Annotated in this window: 1 protein-coding gene and 2 rRNA genes; all 3 read left to right on the top strand. The window is 31.1% G+C overall.

Features of this window, described 5'->3' with window-relative positions:
• Positions 1 to 60 precede the first annotated feature (60 nt).
• Positions 61 to 177: ribosomal RNA gene (rrf, locus tag I4U66_RS14575) — 5S ribosomal RNA — on the top strand.
• Positions 178 to 219: 42 nt separating this feature from the next.
• A complete protein-coding gene (locus tag I4U66_RS14580; protein ID WP_092921352.1) occupies positions 220 to 540 on the top strand; it encodes a MazG-like family protein in 321 nt (106 codons plus the stop codon).
• A 712-nt stretch (positions 541 to 1,252) separates the two neighbouring features.
• Positions 1,253 to 1,656: ribosomal RNA gene (locus I4U66_RS14585) — 16S ribosomal RNA — on the top strand; the annotation flags it as partial.

Below are 1,656 nucleotides of genomic sequence, written 5' to 3' on the forward strand. Positions count from 1 at the left end.
AAAATCATTAACTAAATGATATACAGTTTTCAGAGTATTAACTCTAAAAGATAAAGATTATGTGGTTATTATAGCAAAGAGGATACACCTGTTCCCATACCGAACACAGAAGTTAAGCTCTTTAGCGCTGATGGTACTTGGAGGGCGACCTCCTGGGAGAGTAAGACGTAGCCACGTAATCTTTTTTTATGTTCAAAATAAAAAATACAAGGAGTTAAAATGAAAACTGAAAAAATAATTGATTTTAAAGAAATCAAGAGATTAAATCTTATAGATAAAAAATCACTAATGGAAAGAGCTTTGAAGTTATCAGAAGAGGTTGGGGAAGTTTCCCAGGCAGTATTGAGTTCATCAAATGTATGTGGGTGTGGATACAAAGAAAAAACAAAAGAAGATATAGTTGAAGAGTGTTTAGACGTAATAATTGTAGCAAGCTCAATAATAAGCCAGAGTTATGATAATGAAATTAATATGGATGAGATAGTTAATATATATAAGAAAAAGCTTAAAAAATGGGAAGAAAAATGCAAAACTATATAAATTTTAAAATATTAGATAACTTAAGTTGATTAAATATAGACTTAAGTTATTTTTATTTATAAAGAATTAGTAATGTAAAATTAATATCATTATACGTAGGAGGTTATACTCATTTTAAGTATATTTTGATTGGTAACAATTTTATTAAATGATCTTTAATCTATTTGTAATAGTATAAAAATTTAATAAAAATATAAATAAGTTAACATAATAGTTGGAGAAATAGAAAAAATATTTTTTATTGAATACTAAAATTTCTAATCAAAGTAGAAAGTGTATATAAAAATATATAATTTAAATAAAAAAATTTAATTAATGATAAATAAATTAGAAATGTGGATAAAAAATAGAAAATCGGTATATAAGCTAAGTCTAGGATGTATATAATGTTAATAACATAAACAAAAATTGTGTATAACTTAAAAAAATAAACTAATTATAAAAAATACTAAAAAAAGTTAAGAAAAAGTATTGACGATATAAAGTATAGGTGGTATAGTAATACATATCCTTAAGAAAAGGACAAACACGAAAGAGAAACAACAGAAAAGAGTTGACAAAGTAAAATTACTTTGATAAACTAAGGAAGTTGTAAGGAATGAACTTTGAAAATTAAACAGTAGGTTAATTTATATAACTAATGATTCTTAAAGAATCGAAAACAAACCAAGCCAGATATTCAGATAATGATAGTCTGAGCAGGTAACAACTTTTATTTGAGAGTTTGATCCTGGCTCAGGATGAACGCTGGCGGCGTGCCTAACACATGCAAGTCGAGCGATTCTCTTCGGAGAAGAGCGGCGGACGGGTGAGTAACGCGTGGGTAACCTGCCCTGTACACACGGATAACATACCGAAAGGTATGCTAATACGAGATAATATGTTTTTATCGCATGGTAAAAACATCAAAGCTTTTGCGGTACAGGATGGACCCGCGTCTGATTAGCTAGTTGGTAAGGTAATGGCTTACCAAGGCGACGATCAGTAGCCGACCTGAGAGGGTGATCGGCCACATTGGAACTGAGACACGGTCCAAACTCCTACGGGAGGCAGCAGTGGGGAATATTGCACAATGGGCGAAAGCCTGATGCAGCAACGCCGCGTGAGCGATGAAGG

The organism is Romboutsia sp. D33t1_170424_H2 (assembly GCF_015669105.1).
Taxonomy (GTDB): Bacteria; Bacillota; Clostridia; order Peptostreptococcales; family Peptostreptococcaceae; genus Romboutsia_C; species Romboutsia_C hominis.

What these genes read in the sequence shown, in the direction of transcription:
- I4U66_RS14580 (WP_092921352.1), top strand. Translation starts at nt 220, where the DNA reads ATGAAAACTGAAAAAATAATTGATTTTAAAGAAATCAAGAGATTAAAT.